This window comes from Pseudomonas sp. UBA3149 (genome assembly GCF_002364655.1).
In the GTDB taxonomy this organism is placed as follows: Bacteria; Pseudomonadota; Gammaproteobacteria; order Pseudomonadales; family Pseudomonadaceae; genus Chryseomonas; species Chryseomonas luteola.
This window is the reverse complement of sequence record NZ_DEYV01000010.1, coordinates 1-20,281: the sequence shown is the minus strand read 5'-3', so window position 1 is coordinate 20,281 and position 20,281 is coordinate 1. Positions and strand designations below refer to the sequence as shown.

The 20,281-nt window shown below is 53.5% G+C and carries 24 protein-coding genes; 6 read left to right on the top strand and 18 right to left on the bottom strand.

The genetic code is table 11. The features are described from left to right. Positions 1 to 55 precede the first annotated feature (55 nt). The 9 genes from B3729_RS05995 to pcaQ form a co-directional block, all read right to left on the bottom strand. Positions 56 to 1,321: an NAD(P)/FAD-dependent oxidoreductase gene (locus B3729_RS05995; protein ID WP_286787390.1), complete on the bottom strand. Its 1,266-nt coding sequence runs from the start codon at positions 1,319 to 1,321 to the stop codon at positions 56 to 58. After that, on the bottom strand, positions 1,318 to 1,554 hold the full coding sequence (locus B3729_RS05990) for a 2Fe-2S iron-sulfur cluster-binding protein (protein ID WP_286787389.1): 237 nt from the start codon (positions 1,552 to 1,554) through the stop codon (positions 1,318 to 1,320). The genes B3729_RS05995 and B3729_RS05990 overlap by 4 nt, the downstream gene beginning before the upstream one ends. Next, positions 1,551 to 2,687 (bottom strand): NAD(P)/FAD-dependent oxidoreductase, encoded by a 1,137-nt coding sequence (locus B3729_RS05985; protein WP_286787689.1) that lies wholly within the window; start codon positions 2,685 to 2,687, stop codon positions 1,551 to 1,553. The genes B3729_RS05990 and B3729_RS05985 overlap by 4 nt, the downstream gene beginning before the upstream one ends. A gap of 5 nt (positions 2,688 to 2,692) precedes the next feature. Next, positions 2,693 to 3,625, bottom strand: coding sequence for a 4-hydroxyproline epimerase (locus B3729_RS05980; RefSeq protein WP_286787388.1), 933 nt, complete (start codon positions 3,623 to 3,625; stop codon positions 2,693 to 2,695). A gap of 256 nt (positions 3,626 to 3,881) precedes the next feature. Next, a complete protein-coding gene (locus B3729_RS05975) occupies positions 3,882 to 5,591 on the bottom strand; it encodes a subtype B tannase (RefSeq protein WP_286787387.1) in 1,710 nt (569 codons plus the stop codon). 320 nt (positions 5,592 to 5,911) lie between these two features. After that, positions 5,912 to 6,970, bottom strand: a complete 1,059-nt coding sequence (gene zapE / locus B3729_RS05970; RefSeq protein ID WP_286787386.1) for a cell division protein ZapE — start codon at positions 6,968 to 6,970, stop codon at positions 5,912 to 5,914. Then, positions 6,970 to 7,572, bottom strand: coding sequence for a protocatechuate 3,4-dioxygenase subunit alpha (gene pcaG / locus B3729_RS05965; RefSeq protein WP_122041837.1), 603 nt, complete (start codon positions 7,570 to 7,572; stop codon positions 6,970 to 6,972). The genes zapE and pcaG overlap by 1 nt, the downstream gene beginning before the upstream one ends. Positions 7,573 to 7,582: 10 nt before the next feature. Beyond that, positions 7,583 to 8,305, bottom strand: a complete 723-nt coding sequence (gene pcaH, locus B3729_RS05960) for a protocatechuate 3,4-dioxygenase subunit beta (RefSeq protein ID WP_286787385.1) — start codon at positions 8,303 to 8,305, stop codon at positions 7,583 to 7,585. A gap of 107 nt (positions 8,306 to 8,412) precedes the next feature. Continuing rightward, positions 8,413 to 9,348 carry a pca operon transcription factor PcaQ gene (gene pcaQ / locus B3729_RS05955; RefSeq protein ID WP_286787384.1) on the bottom strand — a complete coding sequence of 312 codons (936 nt, stop codon included), beginning with the start codon at positions 9,346 to 9,348 and terminating at the stop codon, positions 8,413 to 8,415. A gap of 126 nt (positions 9,349 to 9,474) precedes the next feature. Between pcaQ and yidD the strand changes: the two genes are divergently transcribed. The 6 genes from yidD to B3729_RS05925 all read left to right on the top strand — a co-directional run bounded on the left by yidD (position 9,475) and on the right by B3729_RS05925 (position 14,026). After that, positions 9,475 to 9,729, top strand: coding sequence for a membrane protein insertion efficiency factor YidD (gene yidD, locus B3729_RS05950; protein WP_010795482.1), 255 nt, complete (start codon positions 9,475 to 9,477; stop codon positions 9,727 to 9,729). A gap of 120 nt (positions 9,730 to 9,849) precedes the next feature. Then, complete coding sequence (locus B3729_RS05945; RefSeq protein WP_019364280.1) at positions 9,850 to 10,347, top strand: hypothetical protein; 498 nt, start codon at positions 9,850 to 9,852, stop codon at positions 10,345 to 10,347. A gap of 724 nt (positions 10,348 to 11,071) precedes the next feature. Further along, a complete protein-coding gene (locus tag B3729_RS05940) occupies positions 11,072 to 11,569 on the top strand; it encodes a hypothetical protein (protein WP_074825107.1) in 498 nt (165 codons plus the stop codon). A gap of 232 nt (positions 11,570 to 11,801) precedes the next feature. Then, positions 11,802 to 12,305, top strand: coding sequence for a hypothetical protein (locus B3729_RS05935; protein ID WP_026003746.1), 504 nt, complete (start codon positions 11,802 to 11,804; stop codon positions 12,303 to 12,305). An 83-nt stretch (positions 12,306 to 12,388) separates the two neighbouring features. Continuing rightward, positions 12,389 to 13,531, top strand: coding sequence for a hypothetical protein (locus B3729_RS05930; protein WP_286787383.1), 1,143 nt, complete (start codon positions 12,389 to 12,391; stop codon positions 13,529 to 13,531). Positions 13,532 to 13,672: 141 nt separating this feature from the next. After that, a complete protein-coding gene (locus tag B3729_RS05925; RefSeq protein WP_286787382.1) occupies positions 13,673 to 14,026 on the top strand; it encodes a hypothetical protein in 354 nt (117 codons plus the stop codon). 14 nt (positions 14,027 to 14,040) lie between these two features. Here B3729_RS05925 and B3729_RS05920 read toward each other — a convergent pair whose 3' ends face one another. From B3729_RS05920 to birA, 9 genes are all read right to left on the bottom strand, one after another. Then, a complete protein-coding gene (locus tag B3729_RS05920; RefSeq protein WP_286787381.1) occupies positions 14,041 to 14,466 on the bottom strand; it encodes a DUF1810 domain-containing protein in 426 nt (141 codons plus the stop codon). A gap of 5 nt (positions 14,467 to 14,471) precedes the next feature. Then, positions 14,472 to 14,627, bottom strand: coding sequence for a hypothetical protein (locus B3729_RS05915; RefSeq protein WP_010795490.1), 156 nt, complete (start codon positions 14,625 to 14,627; stop codon positions 14,472 to 14,474). Positions 14,628 to 14,704: 77 nt separating this feature from the next. After that, positions 14,705 to 15,601: a MurR/RpiR family transcriptional regulator gene (locus B3729_RS05910; RefSeq protein ID WP_010795491.1), complete on the bottom strand. Its 897-nt coding sequence runs from the start codon at positions 15,599 to 15,601 to the stop codon at positions 14,705 to 14,707. 219 nt (positions 15,602 to 15,820) lie between these two features. Beyond that, positions 15,821 to 16,354 carry a hypothetical protein gene (locus B3729_RS05905; protein WP_286787380.1) on the bottom strand — a complete coding sequence of 178 codons (534 nt, stop codon included), beginning with the start codon at positions 16,352 to 16,354 and terminating at the stop codon, positions 15,821 to 15,823. Further along, complete coding sequence (locus B3729_RS05900) at positions 16,320 to 17,114, bottom strand: SDR family NAD(P)-dependent oxidoreductase (protein WP_197870791.1); 795 nt, start codon at positions 17,112 to 17,114, stop codon at positions 16,320 to 16,322. The genes B3729_RS05905 and B3729_RS05900 overlap by 35 nt, the downstream gene beginning before the upstream one ends. Positions 17,115 to 17,212: 98 nt before the next feature. Continuing rightward, the gene (locus B3729_RS05895; protein WP_286787379.1) at positions 17,213 to 17,473 is read right to left on the bottom strand and encodes a hypothetical protein; all 261 of its coding nucleotides are present in this window, start codon (positions 17,471 to 17,473) and stop codon (positions 17,213 to 17,215) included. Between the two features lie 415 nt (positions 17,474 to 17,888). Then, positions 17,889 to 18,296, bottom strand: coding sequence for a DUF3301 domain-containing protein (locus B3729_RS05890; RefSeq protein WP_010795495.1), 408 nt, complete (start codon positions 18,294 to 18,296; stop codon positions 17,889 to 17,891). Positions 18,297 to 18,549: 253 nt separating this feature from the next. Further along, positions 18,550 to 19,299, bottom strand: a complete 750-nt coding sequence (locus tag B3729_RS05885; protein ID WP_286787378.1) for a type III pantothenate kinase — start codon at positions 19,297 to 19,299, stop codon at positions 18,550 to 18,552. Then, positions 19,289 to 20,245: a bifunctional biotin--[acetyl-CoA-carboxylase] ligase/biotin operon repressor BirA gene (gene birA, locus B3729_RS05880; protein WP_150346762.1), complete on the bottom strand. Its 957-nt coding sequence runs from the start codon at positions 20,243 to 20,245 to the stop codon at positions 19,289 to 19,291. The genes B3729_RS05885 and birA overlap by 11 nt, the downstream gene beginning before the upstream one ends. Positions 20,246 to 20,281 lie beyond the last annotated feature (36 nt).

Genomic DNA, 20,281 nt, shown 5'->3' with positions numbered 1-20,281 from the left:
TAGGAGACATCATCTGAAGCATGAGCACCTCTTATGAGTGGTGGCGCGAATGCGCTCACGGTATATCCGTCTCTGAGCATGCCATAAGCGTCTCGACCCGTGCAGGGACCAACGGAATACGGGGCTCCGGCAAGGCCCAGCCAAACAATTCGCGAGCCGCCGTGCCACAGACACGTCCCTGGCAGGCTCCCATACCGCACCGGCTCTGAAGCTTTGCCGCATCCCATCCTTGCTCTCCCACCAGAGCAGACAGGGCGACATCCTCGCAGCGGCAAATCAGCGTATCCGCACGGGCCAGTTGCCTGACCTCAGGTCGCAATCTGAAATGCGCTTGCACATGTCGGGCAAACCGCTGCCAACGCTCGCGACGTGTGAACAAAGTCTCTGCCTGTTCAACCTTGTCAATAGCAGCCAATCCGGCGATTTCGCCCTCGATCAACGCCAACTCACTACCACCAACGCCTGTACATTCACCGGCCGCATAGAGACCTGTCTGACTCGTCTGCTGATAGCGATCGACCGCTACAGCATCACCCTCAAGCTGACACCCCAGATGACTCGCCAGTCCAGTATTGGGCACCAGACCAAACCCACAGGCCAGACGCGTACAAGGTACGACCTTATCACGGCCACTCTGGCGAATACGCACAGCCTCCAGACGATTATCCCCCAAGGCCTCAACGACATAACTCGCCCAGCGGTAGTGAGTCGAGAGCAACCTGAATGCCTGGGTGAGCTTGTCAGGCCAGCGCAGCAACCCGGTACCGAACGATATAACTTGCTGACGGGCCGCCTGTTCATAGACGCCTGTAAGCACAGCGCCGGCTGCTATGGCCGTCCCGGCAGAAGCCAGCAATAACGGACCGCTTCCCGCTACCACCAGCCGCTCACCTGCCACAGGCGCGCCCCCTTTGATCAAGGCCTGCAACGCTCCGGCGCCCGTCACGCCGGGTAATGTCCAGCCCGGAAACGGTAGCAGCAATTCCCGTGCGCCACAGCACAGGATCAATTGCCCATAGTCCAACCGGCACCCTGACTGTGCATCCTCTAATAACAAGGCCCCCGGAGCCAACGCAGCCACGATGCGCGTCCCGGCCAAGTACCGGACATTAGGCTGAGATAAACCCTTTCGATAACTCTGCGCCGATACAGGTAGTACCACCCCTGGCCCGTCGCGCCATATCTGCCCGCCTAGCCGGGGGTTATCATCGATGACCACAATGGAGCGCTGGCTGGTGGATGCAGCCCTGGCCGCTGCCAGACCTGCCGGCCCAGCGCCTACGATAGCGATATCGCAAGACAGCCTGCTCAGCCCCGTCATACCGTACGCTCTACCTGCATGCCCTCACGGCACAGCGTCTGGCAGGCCAGCTGCCGGCGACCGTTAATCATTACCCGACATTCCTGGCAAATACCCATTCCACAAAACGATGCACGTGGCTGACCTGTGCAGGACAGCCGTGCCACCGGTGATTCGCTCAATGCCAGCAAGGCGGCAACTGTCAGTCCGCCCGTAACGACTATAGGTTGCCGGTCGAGATACACCGTAATCATGCCGTTGCCTCCTGGGTGGTGGAAGCCGCATTTACAAAGCGCTCAGGCCGGAACGGAGTGGAATCGAGAGGAAGCGCTTCACCCAGTAACTGAGCAGCGATCATCCGTGCACTGGCCGGTGCGGTGGTAACGCCCAGCCCTTCATGGCCCAGCGCCAGCCATAGGCCCGGTTGACCAGGATACTGTCCGAGCAAAGGCAAACCATCCGGTGTTGCAACACGAAAACCTGTCCAGCTGCGAATGGCATTCAACTCGCCCAAGCCGGGTAAGTAATGCTGTGCACGCGTGAGCATACGACCTAGCACATCGAACTCGACGCGCTTATCCAGGGTATCGAATTGTCGGGATGAGCCGATCAGCAACTGTCCTGTAGGCCTTGGCTGCACATTGAACGCGACGGAGGTTCCATCACTGGCGTGAGCGCTGGCAGCATACCCAAGCTCCACCAGCTGATGGGTGACACAGGCGGGGTATCGGTCTGTAATCAGTAAATGGCCTTTCTTCGGCCTTAACGGCACCTCCGGGAGTAACCGGCAGGCACCCAGGCCATTGGCAAGCAGAATAGCGGGTGCCGTCATCCAGAGACCATCGCTCAGACATAACCGATTACCCTCGACCCGGATGACCTCCTCCTCCTGAACGGTGATTCGATTGCCGTGCTGGCCGAGCAGCCAGCGTGCGGTTGCCGGAGCGTAGAGGATCCCATCGTCAATTACCTTCAGCGCACCTGCCAGATCAGAGCGCAGCATCGGCTCTAATTGCCGTAGCGAAGAGGCAGTGACCCAACCCGACTGAACGCCATGCTCAGCCAGCCTGGCTTGCTTTGCCTCTGCTAACGCGCACTCATCATCGTTCGCCGCCAGCCACAGTGTCCCGCAGTTACGATAGGCGCATGCGTCAGGCAAGCGCTCACGCAACGCATTCCAGAGCTCTATGGAATAATGACTGAGCGCAAGCTCGGCAGGACTGTCATCCATGGCAACCAAGTGGCCCATCCCCGCGCCGGTAGCACCACCGCTTCGATTGTCGATGACCCGTACGCACAAGCCTCGGGCAGCCAATTCATAGGCACACATAGCCCCTACGATACCGGCTCCCACGATAACGATATCTGCTGCAGCGGTGCGTGCCAGAAGGCTCACAGCCGAATTCCCCAGGCGAAGGGATCAGCCTCATCAATCAATAACGTGGCCTCGGCGCTGATATGGGCAGTGCCTCGAATAGTGGGAATGATCCGCTCCCCTTCCCACGCATAACTGGCTTCGAAAAGGCTGCCGATCACGCTGGCCTGCCGCCAGAGCTCACCCGGCTGCAGATGCCCATCCGCAGCAAGGCAGGCAAGCTTGGCGCTGGTTCCTGTCCCGCAGGGCGAGCGGTCATAGGCTTTGCCTGGGCAGAGCACAAAATTGCGGCTGTCCGCGTATTCATCGCCTCCAAACAGCTCGATGTGATCAATCACACCGCCGTTTTCGCCGCGTACGCCTTGCGCCTCAAGCGCCTGCCGTACTGCCCAGCTGTACTCGGTCAGCGCGTCGAGGTTGTCGCTGTTCACCTGCAGGCCATGATCGGCAATCAGATAAAACCAGTTGCCACCCCAGGCAATGTCACCCCTCACCGTACCCAGGCCGGGCACCTCCAACGGAACATCCTTGCGATAGCGGTACGCAGGTACATTACGCACGCTGACGGAAAGGTCCTCATGCAGCGTTGCCTCTACTGTCCCTACAGGGGTCTCGATCCGGTGCCGCCCTACGTCGATCCGACCGAGATGATAAAGCGATCGCACCAGCCCAATCGTGCCGTGCCCACACATTCCCAAATAGCCGGAGTTGTTGAAAAAAATAACGCCGGCGCAGGCCTCAAGATCGACCGGCTCGCACAGGAGCGCACCCACCAACACATCGCTCCCACGGGGTTCAAGCACGCAAGTAGCCCGCCAGTCATCGTATTCATGCCGCAACAGTTTCAATCGCTCCGCCATGGAGCCTTTTCCCATATCGGGAAATCCCTCGATGACCAAGCGAGTCGGCTCACCGCCCGTATGGGAGTCGATAACCTGGATACGTCTCATGGCGCCACCTCGGCAAAAGAGGCTTACAGCGTGGCGTGTCAACGCAAAATCGGCTTGGTGTTTTTCGCTCGGCGGAAGGACGAAATCAGCACAATTAACTGAGTGATATACAGGAGCGGCACGCCTGTCTTGTCTAACCGTATTAATGAACTGCTCCGCCATAAAGACGGAGCAGTTACTGCAAACAAGAGAGCTAGGCCTTTGCAAGGTAAACGTCAAACATACTCATGTAGGCTGAGCGCTTCAGAAAGCGGATCTAATTGGAAAGGCCAGCAATCCAGTCAATCATATCGGTATTGTCATAGTTGCCAGAGTGAGGTTGGTTCCAGGCAATTTTGTAATCTACGTTCAATCCTCGATTCTGCAGGGCGATTGCCAGGTTGGCCGAGACGAAGGGTGAAGAATCGCGATCATAAGAGCCCACCCGAATACGCCAGTGCTTGGCCACCGAGCTTGTTCCGTACACAGTGGCAGCATAAGGATTCACATTAATACCACCATACCCGTTGTACCTCAGTACGTAATACATCGGGTTCATCATGGCGGCCCAACGGGCAACGTCACTGCGTACGCGGAAGTTCTTGATGCTGGTATAGCCCTCAACTTCGCTCAAGCCGGCCTTCGCAATCGCGTCCTTAAGGTTCGGGTCAAAATGATTCCAACCCTCGGCAACGGTAATATCATTTTTCAACGCGGCAGGATCGGTATTGAACAGATCCATCTCACCCGTCACGTTGTAAAACCCGTTGTCGAATGCACCGACCGGCTTCATACGGTTCATGTAAATGAGAAGGTTTTTCCAACTCTTCAGGGTTGCCGTGCGGGTATTTGCATTCCACGTAATGACGCTATCGGGTGTCAGGCCCGATTTGACACCGTTTACCGTCTCGGCAGTTGCCATATAGGTCTGACCAGCCTCATTCAGGCTGCCATCTGCGCTCACATAACCGGAGTCAATAATAAAACGCGTCGCAGATGCACTGAAAAGACTGTACACGTAGTTTCGATAGGAACCGCCCGCTACCGCATCAGGGCTGTAGCTGTTCAGCTTGAGCGGTACACCCGTATCAGGATGCTTCAGTCCTAACCGGTTGAGATAAGTTGGATACATCTGCGCCATGACCGCAGAAAGGCGCTGATCATTGTTACTGAGCGTGATTGGTGCCGTACGGCCAGGATTAGCCGTAGTAATGCCAGAGCCATAAAAAAAGTACTCATAGGCCGCATTGGCATTATCCAAGTCTGTGATCGGGCAGAATGGCGAAGCGGCATACACGCTATCACTGCTGGGTGCAGCACCGATTTCATCCAGGTACGGCTTGAAAACAGCACTGTCTCCAGTAATGCCCAGCAGAGAGGTCATTGCCCCACCGCCACTGGTGCCGCTTACTACGATCTTATTGGCATTACCTAACATGACCGAATCGTTGTATTTCAGATATCGCACCGCTGCCTTCAGATCCACAAGTGCAGTCGGGCCATTACCGACCTCTGTGGTCACGCCATTGACAAGCATGGTGGTATTACGGCCCCGGCCAGCCGGAGACACTACGACAATTCCTTTGGACAGGGCCAAGGCGGCGGCAATAGCTGAGCCTGAACCACTACCTGAAGAGTTGACATTATCAGTGGTGACATCCGCGGGTGTCAGGAGATCGAGCTCCATGTAGCCGCCTGTATTAAGCGGCATGAAGATGGGGGAGCCTTGCGTAGCATTCGCAGGGATATAAATGCTCATGACCTGTTTGGCAGGATCATTGGGCTTGGCAACATAGCTCACTGTATAAGCAGTGTAGGTGACGGTCTGCCCATACACAGTGACCTGCCCTACTGTTCCGCCACTGGCAGGATTGAAGCGAAGCGATGCCTGATGACTACTTGCATGGGCAGACATAGCCGCCATTACACCAAGCATGCCGCACAAGGCCAATGTGCCAGCGCGACGCTTCAAAAAGGTACTCCGCATAGTGCTCTCCTAACGAGGTTTATTATTGTTTTCCCACAATGAGGTCTTACTGGCTGTAGCTATACAGTTGAATCGTGGGGCAACTATGTCAAAGGCTTTGCAGGCATAGTGCGCCATGACCCCGGCTACAGTAGAAGCCATCCCATACGCTGTAATCCAAGCATGGGAATTGCGAGACAGGAGTACATTCGGATTGTTGAGATATGCCTTTTCCTTATCGGCATCTGCAGTAAAACACTGCTCCAAGGGTAAAGGCTTGGTGCTGCCTCACCGCTTCATAACATGAAACCTATTGGCCTATCCTTCTGTTGAGTCCTGATTCAAAGCCGCTCTACTCCCAGCTGCCTCAACCGGCTCAGCGTCCGGGCAAAGTCCACGGCGGCATCCCCGGCCAGCTCATCCATAGGCACTTCGCTGGACAGGATCAGAGTCACGCCCCGGTCGTAAGCGATATCCACCAGGTTTAGAAATCGCTGTCGAACGGCATCAGACTGACGCGCCAGGCAATCAAGCCCGCTGACGCCAACGTGTGAAAAATGCTCGACAATCCAGAGGTAATCCAAGGTCGAATGAGGCTGCTCACAGAGGTCGGCAAAATCAAGCCAGATCCGCTCCCCTTCATACGCGCGCACCGAAAGGGGATGATGATTGACGTCCAGGGTAGCGTCCGTCGTAGCGGCAGCAGACAGGTCCAGTAGTGTTTGCAAACGCTTCACACCGCCCGCCGACGCTGGCCAGAGGTAATACCCCCATAGGGTCTGCTCGTCGCTGCGCTGCCGATAATCGACCTTACCGTTGATGGCAAGCACATCGAAGCGCTTTTCGATCAATGCAATGATCGGCTTGAAGCGCTCTCGATACAACGGGTTTGGACACAGGCCCTCCGGCTTATAATTGGATGTCATCACTAGCCCGACACCCTCATCTACCAGCACCTTGAGCATACGACCCAACAGCATGGCATCGCCAATGTCATGCACATGAAATTCATCAAAGCACAGCAGACGTACTTCCCGAGCGATTTCCCGGGCTACCTGTGCCAGAGGATCGGCTTGGCCGGCATAGTCACGCATCCGCCGCTGCAACTCCTGCAGAAAGGAATGAAAATGCACGCGACGCTTTTCCGTAATGGGGACGGCCGTATAGAAGGCGTCCATGACAAAGCTCTTGCCTCGCCCTACGTCGCCCCAGATATAGACGCCCGCAGACGGCTTTTTAAACCAGGATTTACGATCGGCCAGAAAGCGATCAAGCCAGTCAGCCAGATGCACCAATGCCGCCTCTTGGGCGGCATCGGCCTGATAGTGACGGGCGGCCAGTTCGGCAGCGAAATGTTGCCGAATTAACTCGCCCGCGTTGAGCGGTTCAGATGTAGCCATCAGAAATCGAAAAAGACAGTTTCCTGTGGACCTTGCAGATGCATGTCGAAACGGTAAATCACTTTGCCGTTTTCTTCAAAGCGCTTGGCGATCAGAGTCGGCCTGCGAGGTGGCTCGACAAGGTTGAGCACTGGACAAATCGCATTGGCTTCCGCTTCGTCCTCAAAGTAGATACGGGTCTGCAGATGGATATTGATGCCACGGGCAAACAGCGCCAGATTGATATGCGGCGCCATGGGCCTGCCCTGGCTGTCCATCACCTTACCCGGCTTTATCGTTTGCACCGACCACTCACCGGCATCAAAGGTAGTAGCCGTACGGCCAAAGCTGTTGAATGCCTTTTCCGGATGATAAACCGGATCGTAGACACCGTCGTGATTGGCTTGCCAGACCTCTAGAAAGGAGTCGCGCACCAGATTGCCGTTGCCGTCAAACACTTGCCCCGTCAGCACGATGTGCTGGCCTGGCGCATCCGGCTTGGCAAGATCATTCCAGATTTCCATGTCACGCGTCGGATTACCAGCTGCGGCCAGCGCAAGACCGATGTGAACGTAAGGGCCTGCGGTTTGTGAAGGCGTCTCGGGCAGAAATGTCGTCGTCATGATCGCCTCCTCACAGATTCTCGAAATGGGTTTGACGTGCGCCACGCGTCACGATGTCAAAACGGTAAGCCAGGCAGTCCATCGGGTTGGCCATGGTCATGTCCAGGCGTGCAATAAGTGTCTGCACGGCCTCCGGGTTTGCAATCGACTTCACTATCGGGCAGACCGGTATCAGCGGATCACCTTCGAAATACAGCTGCGTAATCAATCGAGTGGAAATCGAAGGTCCCATGACCGAAACATGGATATGGGCGGGCCGCCAATCATTCACCCCATTACGCCACGGATAAGGCCCCGGCTTGATGGTACGGAATACATAGTTGCCATCATTGTCGGTCAGGGTACGTCCTACACCGCCAAAGTTGGGATCGAGCGGCGCTAGGTAGATGTCATTCTTGTGGCGATACCGTCCACCAGCGTTAGCCTGCCAGATCTCTACATACGTCTTCGGTACGGGCTTACCAAACTGATCGACTACTCGTCCAAACAGGATGATTCGCTCGCCCTGCGGCAAGCCCCCATTATTGAAGTTCAGCAGCAGATCGTTATCGTGCTTGCCCAACTGAAGATGAGAGAAATCCGGGCCGGTACGTTCAGAAACCGTTTGCTGAATGCTAACCAAGGCCTGTCGGGGTGAACGGGGTACAGACGACTTATAACCAGGCGTATAGGCATGGGGATGCCAGTTACGGTCACGGGCGACAAAGCGAGTGTCATTGGAATTATTATTCATGGCTTTACTCCACAAAGAGCCTTACCCATCAAAGGGGTTGCCCGGAGTGTGGCGCAATGCCGCAGGCCAGCCAATTGAAATGACGGCAATCATTCATAACCAAATGGTTATGAGGCTGATCGCTCGGCAACCAGCTCGCTGGCGACTTCCCGTAGAACCTCACAGAACCATTGCGCCGCCAGCGGAAGCGTTGCCGTATTATTGCGGCACAAGCCAATCGAGCCACCCGGCTCCTGAACGCCTAGAGACAGCTCAGCCAGCACACCAGCCTTGATGTCGGTCTCCACGGCATCCAGAGGCGCAATCCAGACGGCATCACTTAACAGTACATAGCGCCGGCTCAGCGCTGGCGAAAGCGTCTCCAACCGCTGCGACATCAGGCTGATCCCACACTGCACCAGAAAGCTTTCGGCGTACTGCCGAATTGTGGTGCCCGTCAACGGAAGAACCCAGGGATAGTCCGCCAGTCGTTGCCGGTCAATTCCAGTCGCTGCTTGCAACGGATGACCGTTTCGAACCACCAACGTCATCGACTCGCTATACAGATGCTCGAAGTTCAGGCCGCGGATTTCAGGGTTGTCTGTCATGCGCCCCACCACAATATCCAGCTCACCTACTCTCAGCTTATTGAGTAGATAGGTACTCATGCCTGTCGTAACACTGATGGTGAGCCCGCTGTAGCGTTCGTGGAGTCGCCTGATGACCTCCGGTATAACCAGACTTTCCACTGTCGAAAGTACCCCAACCCGTACTTGGCCACCCTGCATCCCGCCGCTGCGTACCGTATTGACCCCGTCTCGCAATGCCTGGACGCAGGGCCCCGCATAATGCATGAAGGCCTGACCGGCTTGCGTCAGCACTACGCCATTCTTGTCCCGCTCGAACAGGCGCGCCTCAAGAATGCCCTCAAGCTCCTTAAGGGTCTTGGAAATGGCAGGCTGAGAAACCGACACGGCATGGGCCGCCTTGGCGAAACTGCGGTGCTGAGCCACTTCAATAAAGCACAGGAGATGTCGAAATTTAATACGGGTATCGATGTTCATATCGCGCCAGCGTCAGGAGCAGACTGCCATTGTTAACCTCAACCCGTCGGCAAGTCACTCGACCCAACTGCCATACCCGGTAAAATGACCGTCCCACGCCCTGCTGCCAGATAAGCCCCTCAGCTCATGAAGAAAGTGTTGATCGTTCTGCTACGAGGTTACCAGCTCTTCATCAGCCCCATGATTGGCCCACGCTGCCGTTTCTATCCCTCCTGTTCGCATTACGCCATTGAGGCCCTACAGACCCATGGCGCCTTGCGCGGCAGCTGGTTGACCATTCGCCGCTTGCTGCGCTGCCACCCGTTTCATCCGGGCGGTATCGACCCTGTTCCTCCCTGTCATTGCAAAACCCAGGATAAACACTCGAACCGCTGCCACTAATATGAGATCAGCCTAGTTCATCTCCTATTTAAAAGGCAGGCAATTTCACCCTTTAGAGCGATACCCAAGTGGCCCGCCCTGCGCGATAACGTAGTACGAAGCGCTATTGAGGAAATAGCCATGAACGTACTGCAGCGGATCAGTTTGAGGTTTGCGTTGCTGGTTTCATGTCTCGGCTTTTCCATCGAGACGCCCAACGCGGCGGACCTGCTCAATAACTTCGATCTTTCTACGGTCTCGGATGTAGCCGCCCGGCAGGCCCAGGGTTCCCTTGGTCAATCGACTGCCGACCGCATAGCGGCCACCGTTATCCAGCAGGGCAGCGACAGCCAGGCCTTTCTCACCCAAACCGGATTAGGCAGTCAGGCACTTATCCAACAACTCGGTAGAAATCATCAGGCAGCCATGCTGCAAAGTGGTACAGAGCTGACCGCTGTCATTCTGCAAAGCGGCCAGGGCCATAACGCTTCTATCATTCAGCGAGGCTCGGCTAATCAAGCCGCTATCCATCAGTATGGCGCCTATAACGAAGCGCTGATCGACCAGAACGGCACCGGTTTACAGGGCAGTATTATCCAGTTCGGAAACAACCAGAGCATCACTGTTCAACAGCGCTAGCGGCTCAATGCCGCTTGTTCATGAAGTCAAAGGACGATGTCATGTGCAAGGTCCAATCTATTCCTGTGCTCTCTCCCGATTCCCAGCCGGCAGAGACTTGTTTGACAAAGGTTAGAAAAAACCGCATCCCGCCCTAGCTCACTTCTACAGCTCGCTTACAGGCAATGCTCTGTAGCGTTCGGCTGTCTGCCTGTTAGAGCTGTATGGCTTTTACCTTCCCGATAACTATAAGGAGCACGTCGTGTTTATGGTGAAACCTAGCGTTGCGGCTGCTTTGTCCAGGCTTGGCCTGCCTGCTCTAGCCGTCATTAATAATGCAAGCCTCAACCAGGCAGGCAACAACGCCTTCCTTCCCGAGAATGGGAAAGCCCTATCGTAACCGCATCGACTACGGGCAATGGCAACACGCTTTCCTTGGAGCAACCCAAGCATGCTGTGTCGGTTAACACTGCCACGGTAAAAGAGCAAAGAATAACAATCAGGCCGTGCTGACTCAAAGTGGCAATTTTAACGAGTTGGACTATCGTCAGGAAGGCAATGGCACCAGCCAGCGATCACCATGAATGGATAGGAGTTGCGCTGCTCTATAACGCAGCGCCTGCTGTTGGCCATACCAGAGAATTAAGTCTTTTTTATTTCGCTTTGATTAAAGTTTCAATCTTTAGATTGATAGCGAAGCGGGAACCCGTCAGCAAAACTTGTAAGTGCTAAACAGGAGTTAGCCATGACCATGTTGCAACGACTGCTTTCTCAAACGGCCCTGGTAGTAAGCTGCCTTGCAGCGCCACTGTATTTGCAGGCTGCTGACCTGCTCGATAACTTCGATATCGCCTCCTCATCGACAGATTTGGCTGGCACACCCGACGTACGTGCATTGGCTGCCGCCTCGGTCAATGGTCTCGTCGCTCAGGTCCAGCAGAATGGCAACAGCAACCAGGCCACCTTGAGTCAGCGAGGGCTTAACTCCCTGGCAACCATTACTCAACAGGGTAATGACCAGCAGGCTTATATTCTGCAGCAAGGCTCAGACCTGGCTGCCGTCATCAAGCAGGTAGGAGAAGCCAATAGCGCACTGATCTCCCAGACCGGGTCAGCAAATGCTGCTGTTATCAGTCAGTACGGCAATGCTAACAATGCCGCCATCGAACAGAATGGTACTGGTCAGCAAGCCAGCATTATCCAATACGGAAACAATCAGAATGCTGTCATTCGCCAATACTGAGCCCAAGGAGCCATCAATGCGTAGCAAAAGCCAGATCAGTTAACGCCTCTTGATGGTAGAGGTTGCCTAGGTATACCGTTCATCGGGCCTGGCCAGCTCTAGATCCGCCTCCTCCGGCAGCCATGGATTAATCCCTCTATGGCTTAAATGCCCCATCTTTTCAATCTTTTGGTTGATACCCAGTTTCGCCTGTACGGCCAACAATCCGCACAGCGCTATACAGGGATTAGCCATGAATTCGCTGCAAAGATTGTGCTCAGGACTTGCGCTCGCCTTCTCCGGCATGAGCCTTGTTGTACCGCCGCTCCAGGCGGCTGATCTGCTTGATAATTTCGATATCGCCACGACGACTTCAGACCTTGCCGGTACGCCTGACCCGCGCGCACTGGCAGCTACAGCATCGGCTGGCGGATTGGTTGCTCAAATCCAGCAGAACGGTAACAACAACCAGGCCACCTTAAGCCAACAAGGCCTTAACTCACAGGCGCTCATCTCACAACTTGGTAACGATCAGCAGGCCTTTATCCTTCAGCAAGGGGCTGACCTCTCCGCAGTTATTACCCAGGCTGGTTATGGCAACACGGCTTCCATTACCCAGATCGGCTCGGCAAATGTCGCACTGATCAACCAGTACGGCGCTTATAACAGCGCTTCCATTGAGCAGAACGGTACCGGTCAACAGGCCAGTATTACGCAATACGGTAATAACCAAACCGCAGTGGTACGTCAGTACTGATAACAACGGATGTTTAAACATCACGCATTAGAACGTCGACATTTTCATTTCTCGTTATTGTGATTACTACGAAGGGAATAATCATGCACAGCTTCAAGCCTCTTGCTGCCGCCATCCTGATCGCTCTCAGCTCACACGCCTTTGCTGAGATGAACTCTGCTGAAACTACTCAGGATGGAGACAACAACTCCATTACGACCGAACAAATCAACGGCACTCAAAACAGCAAGAGCATTCAGGAGCAGATCGGTAATGGTAATGCTGCAACCCTGACCCAGAGCGCTGCCCTGAATAGCACTTCCTATCAGTACCAGGACGGATCAAATAACGTTGCCAACACTGCGCAGGAAGGCAGCGACAATTACTCGAGCATCTATCAGGAGGCTCAGGAGAGCAGCCAGGTAGCCGTAACACAAACTGGCGACACCAACTCGTCTACGGTTTATCAGTTGACCGGCAACGACAACCAGGCTCAGGTTATCCAGCTGGGTAACAACAACGTAGCTGAAGTCACCCAGGGTGGCGGCGCTGCTTATGGCATGTCCAGCAGCAGCGTGGCTACCATCAACCAGAATGGCAACGACAACTCCCACATCATAAACCAGGATGGCTATGCCCATCAGCTGAGCGCTACCGCGACCGGCAATGGCAACCAGGTTGAAGTAACGCAAAGCGGTATGACGGCTTCTGCAACACTGGCCCAGACAGGTGATAACAACGCCATTACCCTGACCCAGACAGGCGACGGCCAAACAGCGACCATTACTCAGGACGGCACTGCCAATACCGTGGCCATGGTCCAGGATGGGTACAGTGGCCCAGACTTCGCCACCATCTCCCAGCGCGGCGATAACAACGCCATTACCAGCTTCCAGGATGGCAAGTTCAACGAGTTGTATTTTGATCAGAACGGCACAGCCAACACGCTGAACGTGTCCCAGATTGGTCGTGGCAACAACCTGACTGGCGCCACCTCAGGCACCAACAACTCGGCTGATGTGAGCCAGAAAGGTGATAGCAACTACACCAGCGTTACTCAGGATGGCAGCGACAACATCGCTACCGTTCAACAGCTGGAATCGCAGCTGGCCGCCAATGCAGTGGTCTATCAGTCCGGTGTAGCTAACCAGGCCGCTATTACGCAGCGTGGTGAGTTTGCCATTGGCAACTCTGCAACCATCTCGCAGACGGGTACTGGCAACAGCGCTGTCATTACCCAGCAGTAAGCGCTTGCATCTGAGCAGTATCCTGGACGCCCTCATTTAGAGGGCGTCTGCACAAGGAGGTCAAAGATGCGCTACTCTGATCTCCAGCCTGTTCAAATGATCGTAACGTAGACTGACATGCCTGGACTCTTCGCCCTGCCTATGACTGCCATGTTACTTGCCGCCTCGTCTCCACCTGTAGAGGCCAATCTGAACCTGAGTGCAATTTCACCACAGCAAGCCTCCATAGAGCTCTGTTTCAAAGGCAGCGGGCAAGCCGTACGGTTTGAGATGATTGTTCAGGCCAGTGGCAAAGCCGGCAATAACCGATCCCGCCAAGCTGGTGAGGTCAAGGCAAGCGAAGATGGAGCCTGCCCTGTACGTAACAAACTGGGCTTCGCCCCTCAGACAATGGTCAGTGCTCATTTGAAATGGTGGGTCGATGGAGTTGAGCAACCTGAAGTCCATAAGCAACTAGGCGACTCTCTGGAAGAAAACAAAGACACCCGCGCCTAGACACGCAGCGAGTATTATTGCTTCAGCAACCGCAACGTTTGAGCGTCCTCCTGGCCATTGAAATACTTGATCAACGCCGCCTGATAAGGGCTCTGCTCCCCTGCAACGTATGCGAATAACGTCATTGATGAATGAAATTTCAAATCGTCAGGATGACCAAAAACCTGCGCTACCGACGCCCCTTCCAGGTTATTCACAATCTCACAACACGTTTTCAGCCGACTCCCTAGAAGCTCATGCTCAAGGTAGGCAGTAGCTTCATCCAGCCCGGATATGGCATACCGCCTCGCCATGGCGCTATGCCCAAGTCCTTGCAACTGCGGAAATACGAACCACATCCAGTGGGTACGTTTATGACCTGAGCGGAGCTCTGCAATCACTTGTTGCCAAACAGTCTCTTGAGCGCTCACGAAGCGTTGCAAATCATGACGATCTGACATGTGGATTACCGTGAGCGCTGCGCCTGTGGATCCTCTGGCTCGTTGAATTTGGTACGGCGCTGCTCTCCCCCCTTCTCATTCTGGGACTTGTTCACCTCACCTACCTTGCTGGCTTCCTCGGGCGTTTCCGCCGTGCTGCGCTTCGCATGTTCGTCGGCCATGATGCACCTCATTGATTCAATACGTACTGCTTAGGCAATATCCTCAGCCAGTAGTGCCCAACAGTTGAAGAGCAAATTCAATCATCGAAACCCACCTGCTCATGCATTTCATCCACTTTCATTTCCAGGCGGTAGGCCAGAGCAATGAACAGTGCCTGGCAAAGGCATAGCGTTGCGCTCAGGGAACGAAAAGCGAATGCACTGCCCTCGTTGACCAGCAACAATGCGCTGGCTCGCTTGGCCAGGGGTGACAACTGGCTGTCTGTAATGATGAGCGTCTTGGCTTGATTATGCTGAGCGATACGTACGCACTGCTGGCTTTCCTTGCCATAAGGCGTAAAGCTAATGGCTACGATGAGGTCGTTGGCTCGGACGCTACGCATCTGTTCTCGATAGCTACCGCCAAGGCCAGACACAAGATGAATACGCTTGTTGGTGTGTTGCAGGTTATAAACAAGGTAGTGCGCTACCGCAAATGAACGACGAACCCCCACTACATAAATGTTCTCCGCATTGACCAGCAGGTCGACCGCTTTCTCGAACGCCTGATCGTCCAGCTCTTCTCCCAATCTATCCAGTCCTGAACGTGTGGCACTTATGCATTCACGTGCCAAATCGCTTCCGGCAGCCGGTTGAGACTTGTTGGCAATCATTCGCCGGATACGCTGCTGATAGTTCTGGACAGGTGTTGCCTTATGCGTATAAGCCTCACGAAACAGGGATTGCATTTCACTGAAGCCTTTGAAGCCGAAACGCTGAGAGAACCGTACGATTGCCGAAGGGTGTACTTCGCATTGGCGGGCAATATCGCTAATACGATCAACCATGACACGATCACTTTGCTGGCTCATGTAGGCCGCTACACGCTTGAGCTGACGAGGCAGAGACTCGTACTCTGCCGTAATCATCTGCTGCAGAGTTTCCACACTAGCAGGCGCTACAAGGGAAGAGCTTGAAGAATCAGTATTAAGCATTTCGAATCCTTTAGATGAATCGTTACAGCAAGCACTTAACGAAACCAGACGCCAACGTAATCGAAAATGCTCTCATTCTTCAGGAATATCTGCAAAAGAAAGGAATTTAAAGGCGGCTCGCTTCGTTGACATACGGCGGAATATCAGCTTAGAACACAAGATTATTTTTCTAAACATAATTTTTTAGAAAAATAATTTATTGACTTATTCTGGACTAGATTATCGCTGTACAACCAGCTGAACAGGGGCCAGCCGTACTTCAAATGCTGTAAAAAAATACAGCTGACAATAAGGCTCGCTTTGCGCAAGTCTCCAAAGCTGTTTTGAAGTCGATAAAGCCAAATGCGAAACTGAATACTTAGGTTCCACCGCACGCATCAGCGCATAAGTTATGCACCGCATATCGCGCAGCACTGCATCAGAAACAGGCGCTGCTGCTTTTACAGTGATACGCGTAAGCTGCTCGCCTGTAGTCTCTACTGACATGTCAAAGCTGGACGCGCCCCGAGCGGAATATACCCACCCTGCCTCGTCCTTCATTGGGTGTGGCGCTCCCAGCATCAGGGCTTTGCAGCTAGGCAGCACCGCTAAATAGGCAGGAATTCTCCGTTCGAGCTGCGCCTTGTCCAATCCAAGAGACAAAGGTGCAGCCTCACTGACTGTCGCTAAGACAATACTGCCAAGAAGCCACACCCCTAGCCAGTTTAACAATGACATATCAGGCGATAGTGTCGACAACACCACCATCAACACGCAACGCGGCACCCGTTGTCGCTGAAGCCAGAGGAGAAGCTGTGTAGACAACCAGATTAGCGACTTCCTCTGTAGTTGCTGCACGCTGGAGAATGGAGCTAGGCCGGTTTTCCCTTACAAAATCAGCGGCCACCTCCTCTAGAGTCTGACCAGTACGCTCGCTCGCCTCCTTGAGCATCTCCGCTACGCCTTCAGAAAGCGTTGGACCTGGCAGAATGGAATTAACTGTCACGCCTGTACCAGCCATCCGTTTGGCCAATCCACGCGCCACGGACAGGTTGGCTGTTTTGGTAAAGCCGTAATGAATCATGTCGGCCGGAATATTGAGCGCTGATTCAGAGGAAATAAAGATTACGCGCCCCCACTGCCGTGAGGCCATACCAGGCAAATATTCCCGAGAGAGCCGAACGCCAGACATCACGTTGACCTCGAAAAACTCCGTCCAAATATCATCGCCCGTTTCAAAAAAGTCTCGAGGCCCGTATATACCCGTGTTGTTGACTAGAATATCAACCTCAGGCTCAGCAGCTTTCAATACAGCACATCCGTCAACGCTCCCGACATCCGCAACCACTCCACGTAATGTCGCATCCGGTACGTACTGCTGCAGGAGACTAACCGCCTTATCTACTGATGGAGCCGATCGACCGTTTATAACTACAGTCGCTCCTGCCTGAGCCAATCCTTTCGCAATAGCGAAACCAATACCACGAGTAGAGCCGGTTACGATTGCCGTTTTACCAGAAAGATCGATCTGCATGAAGAATCTCCAGACACGTTAAAAGAGCCAATGAGCACAACGGCTAGTCCATTATTCGAGTCTGACGAAAAATCCAGCACAAAGGTCCCTGGCGCCGCTCAGGCTGTTGCAGCGTTCATGGCTGCCTTGAGCAACTCACGACCCTCCAACGATCCTAAGGCTTCAACGACACCGGGAGTAAACACGACCTGAATCTCATCGTCGCTGGTCTTCCAGCGCTCTAGAACCAATAGGGTCGCCTTTGTACCGTTGCGATGCATCAATCTCAAAGAGGCTTTTTGCAAGAAACTCAGCTGGACCTCTAGCTGCTCTTGATCTTCTAGGCTGTCAGGTTTGATCGAGACGACATTGCTGCTCAACGGTGCGATCTCCAAGTCAGAAATAGATGTGGTTGTTTGCTCCAGCACAAAGCCGAATCATCCAGCCCAATTGAACGCAGGATAAAACTGTCCTGATGTTCGGCAGCTATAAATGGTCGCATAAGACAAAAAACAGATTCAAACACTTCGGATGGATGTCACCACACTGCTAGCTCATGAGCCTTGCCAGCTTATACACTGGCTAGCTGATTATGAGGTGCTAAAGATTTCTACAGCAATGATGCTAAAAGAAGCCGATAAAGAATGATGAGGCGTTTGCTGAAGTGCTAATTGCAGAACCGTTTCCAGCCTGGCGATGTTACGTTGGCTACAAGGCCTAAGCGACCCAAGAGGCTCAATAGCGGCTATTACGGTAGGAGAAGGATCATTGGTAACATGATGCAATTACAATGGATCAGTCGGCTCGGCGGCGATCCTCTTTTTCTTCACGGGCACGTCGCCATGAGGCCATATCAACCACACGCGGGTCATTGAGCATTGGCGCTTCAGGTACCGCATAAGGGGCAAATTCAATAAGCCCTAAGCGGTAACCAAACAGCACTACCTTACCTGCCAGACGCTGCTCGCCAGTAGCGGTAAATTCAAAATCATAAACGCGAGCAAACCGCTTGAAGCCTTTAGCATCCCGCATAAAAGAAAACCGGCGGAACGCTACATTCTCATCCAACAGCTCTACATCACGCTTGCGACAATGCTCTTTGGCCAAAGCGAGCGCACGTTCACGCAAACCATGGGAATGCCATAGCCAAGCGCAAGCTGAGGCCACCAGAAGAAATCCAAAAATGTTACCTAAGGTCAGCATGAATAATCACCTAAACCAAGCCGTCCCAAGCGCTTCAATACCAAGAAAGCCATTCAGCCCCTGCTAGCTTATTGCTTAGCCCCAACGCCCATTGAGGGTGCCTCAGGCTCATGTAGCAAACGTATGTTGTCACGCTCGCTCTTGTACAAGCTTAGCGGAGTAATTTCCTTTGCGCGCAAAGGCGCCTGCTGTTGATTCCACACGTAATAGAACACATTCAATGCCAACAGGAAAACGAAAAGCCATCGCATATTTATGAGTCCACAGGGCAAGCCAAGGCCAAACCGTCAAAGACCAGATCAGGCACAACACGCGAAGTGGGAATGACGTCTTTTACCAGCTCAGCGTCTCCCCCTGTAAGAAAGACAGCAAAATCAGCCCCTAGCAGCTCAAGGGCTAAATCATATTGCGTCCTCACAAATCCGCGGAGCATATACACGCATCCGCCCTCAACAGCATGCATCGTATTTCTTCCAGGCAGAGGATGCCCGTTGGTGGCCTCAAGTTCTGGGTTATAGCGAATTCGACGAGTATGCGTCTGCAATTCTCGACGCATGAGTGGAATCCCCGGACAGATGAAGCCACCCGCATGCTGCCCAGTCTGATCGACAAAGTCTGAAGTAACGGCGGTTCCCAGATCAATCACGACACATGCTTTGTTACCTGCCAGCTTAAAGCCGCCTAAAAGGGCAAGCCAACGATCCATCCCCAGTCGTTCGTAGTCTGAATATCCATTCTTTACACCAAGAAACGATGCTACGGGTTTTGCCTGCTGACATGAAAAACCAAACGTGCTGTCTAGCCGTTCAATTAAGCCTGTAGTTTCCAGATCGCTACGAACGCTGACAAGCCGACCATGGCTGAGGGAGAGGCTTTCATGAGATTCAAGCGTTACAAGCAACTCATCATCAGAATGAGCGATACCACTGGCAACAACGCCATCAATTTTAGATAGAACGCGCCATTTGATCAGGCTGTTGCCGCAGTCAAGCTCAAGAATCATTACGCAATCTCAAACTGAGCTCACCGCCATTAAAAGACTTTTCATAGCCATTAACATTTAATCTAAGTGATCCGTCCAATCCAACACCCAGCACCTTACCTTCGATTTGATTGGCACCGGCAGAAAGAATCACCTCTCGTCCCTGCCATAAATGATTGGCTTCCCACGAATCCTTCAATGCAGCAAAGCCATGTGACTGATGCAGTTTCAAACAATCACTTAACTCATGCAACACATTAGAAGCTAACTGGTTTCTATCAACGGGCCTACCGAGCGCCTCATATAAGGAAATCCATGGTTGATCGATATTGTCTGCATTTCTCATATTCACATTCAAGCCAATGCCGATAATTGCCGTACAGCTATCAGCAGGATCACCTGACAACTCGATGAGAATGCCAGATAGCTTGCGCCCAAACAGGAGAATGTCGTTAGGCCACTTCAAACCAGCATCAACTAAGCTCAGCTTTTTTAGTGCTGAAACAACCGCAAGCCCTACTACCAGACTCAGTCCTTCAAGTTGCTTGATACCACCATGAATGGTAACAGCTGCTGTCAGGTAGAGATTTTTTGCATATGGACTAACCCAGGCCCTTCCCCGACGCCCTCTGCCAGAGGTCTGGTGCTCAGCCAACAGCACGAAAGGCGCGTGGCCACGCTGCCCCATGACACGCCGCAGCGCCTCAGCATTCGTAGAGTCAATCGTATCCAGGATTTCTATTGGCCACTCATCAAAGTCTATCCGGCTATTTGCCAGCAGATTGAGAGGTTCAGCGAGACGGTACCCTTTTCCAGGTACTTTAAAAAAAGATAAACCTGTACGTTGCTCTATTCCTTGCAGCTGCTTCCAGACGGCACTACGGCTAACACCTAGAAGCGCCCCCAACTCTTCTCCGGAATGAAACTGACCATCAGCAAGGCATTCAAGTAGTAGGGAAACAGCCATATTTTTTATCCGCACAAAGCAAAACCCCCGGGCGGT

Coding starts and splice junctions, on each gene's coding strand:
- zapE (WP_286787386.1), bottom strand. CDS start 6,970: ATGGCTACATCTGAACCGCTCAACGCGGGCGAGTTAATTCGGCAACAT.
- B3729_RS05910 (WP_010795491.1), bottom strand. CDS start 15,601: ATGCTTAATACTGATTCTTCAAGCTCTTCCCTTGTAGCGCCTGCTAGT.
- B3729_RS05980 (WP_286787388.1), bottom strand. CDS start 3,625: ATGAGACGTATCCAGGTTATCGACTCCCATACGGGCGGTGAGCCGACT.
- B3729_RS05935 (WP_026003746.1), top strand. CDS start 11,802: ATGAATTCGCTGCAAAGATTGTGCTCAGGACTTGCGCTCGCCTTCTCC.
- pcaH (WP_286787385.1), bottom strand. CDS start 8,305: ATGAATAATAATTCCAATGACACTCGCTTTGTCGCCCGTGACCGTAAC.
- B3729_RS05990 (WP_286787389.1), bottom strand. CDS start 1,554: ATGATTACGGTGTATCTCGACCGGCAACCTATAGTCGTTACGGGCGGA.
- B3729_RS05900 (WP_197870791.1), bottom strand. CDS start 17,114: ATGCAGATCGATCTTTCTGGTAAAACGGCAATCGTAACCGGCTCTACT.
- B3729_RS05890 (WP_010795495.1), bottom strand. CDS start 18,296: ATGCTGACCTTAGGTAACATTTTTGGATTTCTTCTGGTGGCCTCAGCT.
- pcaG (WP_122041837.1), bottom strand. CDS start 7,572: ATGACGACGACATTTCTGCCCGAGACGCCTTCACAAACCGCAGGCCCT.
- B3729_RS05920 (WP_286787381.1), bottom strand. CDS start 14,466: ATGTCAGATCGTCATGATTTGCAACGCTTCGTGAGCGCTCAAGAGACT.
- B3729_RS05940 (WP_074825107.1), top strand. CDS start 11,072: ATGACCATGTTGCAACGACTGCTTTCTCAAACGGCCCTGGTAGTAAGC.
- birA (WP_150346762.1), bottom strand. CDS start 20,245: ATGGCTGTTTCCCTACTACTTGAATGCCTTGCTGATGGTCAGTTTCAT.
- B3729_RS05945 (WP_019364280.1), top strand. CDS start 9,850: ATGAACGTACTGCAGCGGATCAGTTTGAGGTTTGCGTTGCTGGTTTCA.
- B3729_RS05915 (WP_010795490.1), bottom strand. CDS start 14,627: ATGGCCGACGAACATGCGAAGCGCAGCACGGCGGAAACGCCCGAGGAA.
- B3729_RS05925 (WP_286787382.1), top strand. CDS start 13,673: ATGACTGCCATGTTACTTGCCGCCTCGTCTCCACCTGTAGAGGCCAAT.
- B3729_RS05995 (WP_286787390.1), bottom strand. CDS start 1,321: ATGACGGGGCTGAGCAGGCTGTCTTGCGATATCGCTATCGTAGGCGCT.
- yidD (WP_010795482.1), top strand. CDS start 9,475: ATGAAGAAAGTGTTGATCGTTCTGCTACGAGGTTACCAGCTCTTCATC.
- B3729_RS05885 (WP_286787378.1), bottom strand. CDS start 19,299: ATGATTCTTGAGCTTGACTGCGGCAACAGCCTGATCAAATGGCGCGTT.
- B3729_RS05975 (WP_286787387.1), bottom strand. CDS start 5,591: ATGCGGAGTACCTTTTTGAAGCGTCGCGCTGGCACATTGGCCTTGTGC.
- pcaQ (WP_286787384.1), bottom strand. CDS start 9,348: ATGAACATCGATACCCGTATTAAATTTCGACATCTCCTGTGCTTTATT.
- B3729_RS05930 (WP_286787383.1), top strand. CDS start 12,389: ATGCACAGCTTCAAGCCTCTTGCTGCCGCCATCCTGATCGCTCTCAGC.